Source organism: Helicobacter mesocricetorum (assembly GCF_900198605.1).
Taxonomy (GTDB): Bacteria; Campylobacterota; Campylobacteria; order Campylobacterales; family Helicobacteraceae; genus Helicobacter_D; species Helicobacter_D mesocricetorum.
This window is the reverse complement of sequence record NZ_FZPJ01000002.1, coordinates 46,540-53,284: the sequence shown is the minus strand read 5'-3', so window position 1 is coordinate 53,284 and position 6,745 is coordinate 46,540. Positions and strand designations below refer to the sequence as shown.

7 protein-coding genes are annotated in these 6,745 nt (G+C 33.2%); all 7 read right to left on the bottom strand.

Annotation, left to right across the window (positions count from 1 at the left end; translation table 11 throughout):
• Positions 1 to 171: 171 nt before the first annotated feature.
• The 7 genes from folE to tolB all read right to left on the bottom strand — a co-directional run bounded on the left by folE (position 172) and on the right by tolB (position 6,745).
• The gene (gene folE, locus C6H18_RS00630) at positions 172 to 711 is read right to left on the bottom strand and encodes a GTP cyclohydrolase I FolE (protein WP_104721190.1); all 540 of its coding nucleotides are present in this window, start codon (positions 709 to 711) and stop codon (positions 172 to 174) included.
• Positions 712 to 732: 21 nt separating this feature from the next.
• Positions 733 to 1,656 (bottom strand): zinc metalloprotease HtpX, encoded by a 924-nt coding sequence (gene htpX / locus C6H18_RS00625; protein WP_104721189.1) that lies wholly within the window; start codon positions 1,654 to 1,656, stop codon positions 733 to 735.
• Positions 1,657 to 1,705: 49 nt separating this feature from the next.
• Complete coding sequence (truD, locus tag C6H18_RS00620) at positions 1,706 to 2,857, bottom strand: tRNA pseudouridine(13) synthase TruD (RefSeq protein WP_104721188.1); 1,152 nt, start codon at positions 2,855 to 2,857, stop codon at positions 1,706 to 1,708.
• A 25-nt stretch (positions 2,858 to 2,882) separates the two neighbouring features.
• Positions 2,883 to 3,395 (bottom strand): FKBP-type peptidyl-prolyl cis-trans isomerase, encoded by a 513-nt coding sequence (locus C6H18_RS00615; protein WP_104721187.1) that lies wholly within the window; start codon positions 3,393 to 3,395, stop codon positions 2,883 to 2,885.
• A 9-nt stretch (positions 3,396 to 3,404) separates the two neighbouring features.
• Positions 3,405 to 4,844 (bottom strand): hypothetical protein, encoded by a 1,440-nt coding sequence (locus C6H18_RS09525; RefSeq protein ID WP_199770093.1) that lies wholly within the window; start codon positions 4,842 to 4,844, stop codon positions 3,405 to 3,407.
• Between the two features lie 11 nt (positions 4,845 to 4,855).
• Positions 4,856 to 5,386, bottom strand: coding sequence for an OmpA family protein (locus C6H18_RS00605; RefSeq protein ID WP_104721186.1), 531 nt, complete (start codon positions 5,384 to 5,386; stop codon positions 4,856 to 4,858).
• A 78-nt stretch (positions 5,387 to 5,464) separates the two neighbouring features.
• Positions 5,465 to 6,745 (bottom strand): Tol-Pal system protein TolB, encoded by a 1,281-nt coding sequence (gene tolB / locus C6H18_RS00600; protein ID WP_104721185.1) that lies wholly within the window; start codon positions 6,743 to 6,745, stop codon positions 5,465 to 5,467.

The window sequence follows — 6,745 nt, the reverse complement described above, 5'->3', positions numbered from 1 at the left end:
CTCTCCTTTTTGCCCCCCCCGCCCGGGTATAAAGTATGGTATTGGTTATTTAATGGAATATATTTCATAAGCTATGCCTCCCTTAATTTGGATTAATTACTATATAAAGCCTCACTTAAAAGTCTGCTAGACTATCTAAATTCTCCTAAAATAAAAATTAATTATTTTAATTTAACGAATATGCCCCATAAATTCTTCTCTTGTTCTAATATCTTTTTTAAAAAGACCCCTAATAGCACTTGTTACCATTATGCTATTTTGTTTTTCTACTCCACGCATTATCATACACATATGCTGTGCCTCCGCTACTACCATAACTCCTTTAGGTTGTAGCACTTCCATTAATGTATCCGCTATTTGCGTTGTCATCTTTTCTTGGATTTGTAATCGCCTTGAATACACTTCAACTAATCGTGCTAACTTTGAGATTCCTACCACTCTTGAATTGGGAATATAACCAATGGAGATTTTGCCAAAAAATGGTAATAAATGATGCTCACATACCGAATAAAACTCTATTGCTTTTAAAATCACCATTTCATTACAAGCCCCATCACTAAAAACGGTGCCTAAAATCTCTTTAGGATCACTTTTGTATCCACTATATAAATGCTTCCAACTTTCAATAACTCGACTAGGAGTATCTAATAATCCCTCTCTTGCTCTGTCTTCTCCAATATAATCAAAAAACTTTTTAATACTCTCTTCCATATCTTACCTGCCCTATTTTATCTACCTATTCATTAAAGCCTTAATCCGATTTTCAATACTTGGGTGTGTGCTAAATATTTCTTTAGTATCAAAAATATAAAGTGCCGCTCTAGTTGGGTTATTATCACTTGCGCTAAAATCTGATTGCGCATAATGATTGCTAATCTTTTGCAAGGCTTTAATCATAGGCTTACTATCGCCCATTAAATAAGCTGCTCCAGAATCTGCCATATATTCTCTACTTCTGCTTAAAAACATCTGCAAAACTATGGTTAAAAGGGGCAAAATAAATTGTAAAGCTATCAATATAACTCTTGCAATATTTGCTCCTCTCTCTCTTGAGCCACCCAAAAACATATAAACTCCATAATTCACAACTAAAAGCATAATATTGCTTAAAACCCCCACCATTAGTGTAAGCCGAATATCTCCGTGCCGAATATGGCTTAACTCGTGTGCTATCACCGCCTTTAACTCCTCTCTTTGGAGGTTTTTAACAAGTGTGGTGGTGAGTGCTATTAGTGCATTATCTTCCCTCCAACCACTTGCAAAAGCGTTCATAAATGGGGCTTCCATTAAATATAATTTGGGTCTATAATGCAATCTTGCTTCTTGGACTAATTCATCTAAGATTCTGCTTAATTCTCTCTCTTGATTACTTAGCTCATAACCATATTGGATTTCTTTATATTCATTACCACTTAATAAAATCCCTTTGAAATTATTAATAACCACTAAAACAATTCCACTTGCTACGAATAAAAGACAAAGGGTAACCACAGGGAATTGCTGGAAAGTTATTAGGACATAAAAGCCAAATGCAAGTGAGGGGGCATTTATACGAACAATATCTACAAGCAATCCAATAAAGACAAAAATAGCAATATATAGCACAATAACGCATTGGGTTTTAAAATGATTTTCTGCAATTACTCTTTCAAACATACTTCTCCTTCAGACATACTTCCTGCGAATATATTTATTCCAAATATATTTATTCCAAATATTTTTCTTCCCTCGCTTCTACTTGCATAACCTCATTATGAGCGATTTCTCGTAAAAGATTTGTCGCATAAGCACCTTTTGGTAAATAAAAGCTAAACTCCCCTTGTGCTTCTTCTTTGTTATAAACAAATTCTAAATCTTCTACAAAAATCCACGCATATCTTCTTTGTCCAACACTTGTTATTCTTTTGTCTATAAAATTTTTTTCAAAAAAACCAGCTAGATCTTGTGTCGTTTGCATTTTTACCCCCCCTAATAACCCCATAATAGAAATATCTTTGTTTAAAAAACGATACGAATCCTCATAAAGACTCGTATCGTTTGTAGTGAAATTTCTACCAAAAGGATAATGGCACATAATATCTCCGCTAAAGAGCTTAAAAAAATGGGGTTGGTTTTTGATTGTTTTGCAATATTGTTTATCTTTGAAACATTCAGGTATCTCTTGCGTATGGAGATAAGCCACCAACACTTCTTTGAAATCTTCTTCAAGCTTTAATAAATGGGATAAATCAATCCTTAAAGAAAGCCATTGGTTAAAAAGAAAGCTTTGATAAGCTCCTATAAAAAAGTTTTTTAGCTTTTTGTTACGCATTTTTTTCTTTCCCTCCACGATAGACTCCCCTAATAAATAATTATCCAAGTCTCTACCAAATCGTTGATAGCTAAAATAATTGGGGATTCCATAAGTTTTTATTTGTGAAATCACTTCGGAGATTTTCGTGCTATTGAGTGGATTTAGTTTTTTTATGCGAATGAAAAATCTATTCCCTTTAAGGTGTCCGATTTTGATTTTATTTGAGTGTTTAGTTGTTTCTAAAATTTTAATGCGATTATCAAAAAAAGATTCTAGTCTTTTTTCATAAAGGCTAGGTAAGCTAATATGCTGGATTGCCAAGGAATCTTTATCCTTAAGTCCGGCATAGCCTATTTCGCTTTCTTTGATACCCAAATGGGAGGAAAAAACTTTTAACATTTCAAAGGTTGTAATATTTTTTTTGCGCAATTTAAGAATCAAATGCCCACCGCTTCCGCTAAAGGGATAAAGCGGAATCTCTTCTACGACAAAATCTCTTGGGGTTTGTTTAAAATAAAAATCAATAGCAGAGTGGGTATAGGCATAAGAAAAAGAAAGGCTCATTTTCTTATCAAACTTTTACTAAAGATTAATGACAGCCACATCCTCCACCGCCACAACATCCTCCACCGCCATTATGATTAGCGTGCAATCCATAACTTAATTCTTTTTCTGTGGCTTCTCTAGCATCTAATAAGGTTACTGCGAAACTCAAAGTTTTACCCGCTAAAGGATGATTGTAATCAACAATCACTACATCATCATTAAAATCTTTAACAATTACCTGAACTGTTTGTCCATTATCCCCTTGCCCAAAGAGAGTCATTCCCGCTTGTAAATCAATCCCTACAAATTGCTCTCTTGGAACTTCTTGGACATAATCTGAAATGTATTCGCCATAAGCATCAACAGGCGCAATAACAATTTCTTGCTTATCGCCTACGGACATTTTAGCAACCGCATTCTCTAATCCTTTAATCACTTCACCTTTACCCATAATAAATTCTAAAGGTTGTCCTCCTATATTAGAATCTAAAATATTCTCTGTGCCATCTTCTTTGACTTGGTATTCAATACTTACAACTTGGTTATTACTAATCATAAACTTCTCCTATAAATTTGATAGAATCTTTTTGGATTCTTCTGCTTCTTTTGCTTCTGGATAAAGCTGTATTAATGTCTCCAAAAAACGTTTTGCATTTTGTTTTTCTTTAATATTAATAAAAGATTTTGCACTATTTAGCATTAGATTTGGCATATAATCTGCTTTATCATAACGCGTCGCACTTACTTTATAATAATAAATAGCGTCTTGATAGTGTTTTTGAGCAAATGCAATTTCTCCTAATAGGTAATTACCCCTTGCTGGTTTATAATGTCCTTTAACTGCAAATTGCAAGTATTCATTAGCTAATTCATATTTCTTAGCTTTTAAATACTCTTCTCCCTCTTTGAACACTAATGCAAGTTCTTTATTTTTAAGCTCTTCTAAAATTTTTTCTCTTTGGGTATCTTGTGTGTCTTTTTTTTCTTTGGGGGATTCTTTTTTGTCTTTTGCCACTAATTTAGAATCATCTTGCATTTTAGGTGCTTTATCAGCATTTGCATTTTTATTATCATCTTGGCTGTTATCTTGTTTGCTATTTAAAGCTATGGTATTTTCTAAATCTTGCTTAGAATCAACACTTGCGATACTTTCGTTGTTTTTGTTCTGTTTTTTGTCTTGTTTTTCGCTTTGTTTTTCGTTTTGTTTATTGCTTTGTTTATCATTTTGAGGAGTTTGTTTATCTGTCTTTTGTGTGGGATTAAAGTCTTTTGTATTGTTTGAGGCTATTGGGTTCTCTTGCTTAGGGTTTTCCTTATTTTCCTTATTTTCCTTATTTTCGCTTTGTTTTTCACTTTGTTTCTCATTTTGAGAGGCTTGTTTGTTAGGACCGGTGTCTTTTGGATTATTGTTTGAAGCTATTAGGTTCTCTTGCTTAAGATTTTCCTTATTTTCGCCATTTTTGCTTTGTTTGTTGTTTTCTTTATCGTTTTGAGGGGCTTGTTTGTCTGTCTTTTGTGTGGGATTAGAGTCTTTTATATTGTTTGAGGTTATTGAGTTTTCTTGCTTAGATGTTTCTTTTGACATTAAATCGTGCATTTCATTTTTTAAGCCCTGAATCTCTTCTTTAAGGTAAGCATTATTTTTGGCTAATAATTCACTCAAAGCGGTAATACTTTTTTTAAGATTCTCAATATTTTCGTTTTGTAGTGCAAAATTTGTATCAACATGGTTGCGTATATCTGTCATCACTGTGTTATTTTCGCTTTGCATTGTATTGATTTTATTAGCAACATCTTGTATTCTCTGTATTTGCCCATCAAAAACACTTTTTAAGCCTTCTTGTGATTCATCAAGGGAATCTATCTTGGCAGAAAGATTAAAAAGTTTTTCATTTATCAATTTTGTTTCACTCTTTTCACTAGCAGAACCACCAGAGTTAAAAGCTGATGGCTCTTGTGAAAGAGCAATACTAAAAATAATGCCTATAAGAAAAATTTTTCGCAATTTATTAAACCTTATGGCAACATTTTAAAAGTTACTTTTCTATTCTCTGCCCAACACTCTCTAGTTTTTGAAGTGCAAGTCGGCTTACTCTCTCCATAACTTACAAGGATTGTTTTATCTTGACTGACACCTTTGGCTACAAGGGAATCCCTAACCGCTACCGCTCTTTTTAAACCTAAAGCATAGTTATATTCATCAGTTCCCCACTCATCGGTGTTACCTTCAATCCTTACAGATAATGTGCCAACTGCAGGGGATAGCAAAATATCTACATTATTATCCACTACCTTTTGCATATCTGGACGAATAGTAAATTGATCAAAATTAAAAAAAACATTTCCTAAATTACTATCTACATAATTTACCCTCTCTTCTAAGGTTGCGAAACTATCTTTACCCGCTACATAGCCCTTGCCATTATTTACACCTTGCCCATACGAACCACTATTATTTGATGAACTTGATTGCACACTTGCTTTTTGACTACAACCAGCTATTAACAAAACAGCCACTAATGAACTTAAAACTAAAAGTCTTTTCATTATCTTTCTCCCTAATTGTTTTTGATTTAAATCTGCGGATTATAACACATTATTCAATAAAATGCTACAAAACTTCTCTTACCAATCCATAGATTGAATCACACTATCTCGCAAAGGAAACAATAAAGTTTTATTATAATTTAAACGTATAATTCCTAATGCACTTTGATTAGCTTCGTGTTTAATATACATAATGGTTTCTCCATCTCGCGAAAAACGCGGTAGTTGATTCACTCCATTGGCGGTTAAACGTCTGATGAAATCACTTTTAGTAGAAACTAAATAGAGATTAAAGGTATTAGGATTAAAAGCCTCATTACTTTCACGGCTTGAATAAACAATATAATCCCCAAAAGCATTAGCGGCATTATTGTTTCTGCCGTGAAACACCATTTGCTCTATCTTCCCTGCTGTTTCTCCTGCAACTGGCATAGCAAATACATTAGGATACCCTAATCTATCAGAAATAAACATCACTCTTTTTTCTTCTTCGATAAAATTTGCACTTACATCAATACCCCTATAATTTGACAATTTCTTTAATTGTGCTGTTGGAATATCGTATAAAAAAACATCCGCTTGTTCGCTAGGAGCCATTGTTAAAAGTATTTTTTGAGCATCTTTACTCACATCGGAAGCCACCAACATACCCTCACTTGTCAAAATCTTAGTATTTTCTCCGGTTTGCAAGTCGTATTTAAAAAGTGTGGGTCTATCTAAATACTTTGTATAATAAAAAGCACTTTGCTCTTCATTAGCCCATTTTGGGAAGACATTTAAACCCCCTGTGATAACCTTAGTTTTATGTGTCAATGTATAATCTGCTAATAAAATCTCACTTTCTCCGGGCTTTGTATAATGCGCTAATACAACCATTCTCTCTAACCAGCTTACATCGGGAGCTTGGGTGTATTGATTAATATCCACTGCCATTTTATGCACCAAAAAAGGATAAGAATCAGGTTTTTTAGTGCTATATTCTTTATTAAGGGCTACATTTCCAGAATTAATATCATAAAGCTGCAAATTAACTTTTAATCCTCCATCTTTTAATGTTTCTGTATAGATTCTTGCGATTAAGTCAATTTTTTGAGAGCGGTATTCATCAAAATTAAAAACCATTCCATTTGTAATAATTTGTTTCTCTTCTTGAATGGTAAAATGCCCAATGACTTTTAAATCAGCAACAAGCATTTTAAAGATTTTTAAACCATATTCTTTCTGATAATAATCTGTTCCTATAGTCTGCACTAAAATATTAGGAAGTCTTCCAAATTTTTTTACCACTTCTAAAGTTGCATCAACATTAGCATAAATTAATTGGCTGCAAAAAATAAGAACAATGTATAGTCCTCTCAT